This is a genomic window from Streptomyces roseicoloratus, from assembly GCF_004117935.1.
In the GTDB taxonomy this organism is placed as follows: domain Bacteria; phylum Actinomycetota; class Actinomycetes; order Streptomycetales; family Streptomycetaceae; genus Streptomyces; species Streptomyces roseicoloratus.
The window spans coordinates 1-812 of the sequence record NZ_SDOY01000019.1 but is presented as its reverse complement, the minus strand read 5'-3'; the positions used below and the strand labels follow the sequence as shown (position 1 = coordinate 812).

The following is an 812-nucleotide window of genomic DNA, read 5'->3' as shown; positions in this document are numbered from 1 at the left end:
CTCAACTGGGTGTCCGAGCAGGGCTGGAAGGTCGACTCGCAGTCCGGCAAGGGCGACGTCTCCGTGCTGCGCACCGACAACAAGGTGACGCCGGACGCCTACAAGTCGGGTTCCGTCGACGGCGCCTGGGTGCCCGAGCCGACCGCGTCGAAGCTGGTCAGCGAGGGCGCGAAGGTCCTGCTCGACGAGCGCGACCTGTGGCCGGACAAGCAGTTCGTCATCACCAACGTCATCGTGTCGCAGACGTTCCTCGAGCAGCACCCGGACGTCGTCGAGGCGGTGCTGCGCGGCACGGTGAAGACCAACGCGTGGATCAACGCCCACCCCGACGAGGCCAAGGCGTCCGTGAACTCGGCGCTGAAGAAGCTGACCGGCAAGCCGCTGTCCGAAGCGGTGATCGACGCCGCCTGGCCGTCCATCAGCGTCACCGACGACCCGCTGGCCACGACGCTCCAGGCGCAGGCGGACCACGCGGTGAAGTCCGGGCTGCTGAAGAAGCCCGAACTGGCGGGCATCTACGACCTCGCCCCGCTCAACAAGGTGCTCAAGGCCGAGGGCAAGCCGCAGGTGTCCGACGCGGGCCTCGGCGCGAAGTAGAGCCGCGCCCGGAGCGACGCAGAGCCGAGCCCCAGCAACGCAGCCCGAACTCCCAGGAGATGACGACCATGGCCACGACCACGACGCTCGCCAAGGCCGGGGACCGCGAGACGGTGACCCATGCCGCCCGCATCGAGCACGTCTCGAAGTCCTTCGGCGGTCCCGCCGGCGGGCAGCTCGTCCTCGACGACATCAGCCTCGACGTCGCCCCCGGC

Annotated in this window: 1 protein-coding gene and 1 pseudogene; both read left to right on the top strand. The window is 69.5% G+C overall.

Annotation, left to right across the window (positions count from 1 at the left end):
* A partial coding sequence (locus tag ESG85_RS01745; protein ID WP_164986137.1) for an ABC transporter substrate-binding protein occupies positions 1-597 on the top strand: 597 nt, incomplete at its 5' end.
* A 59-nt stretch (positions 598-656) separates the two neighbouring features.
* Positions 657-812, top strand: a pseudogene (locus tag ESG85_RS01740) (ABC transporter ATP-binding protein); the annotation flags it as partial.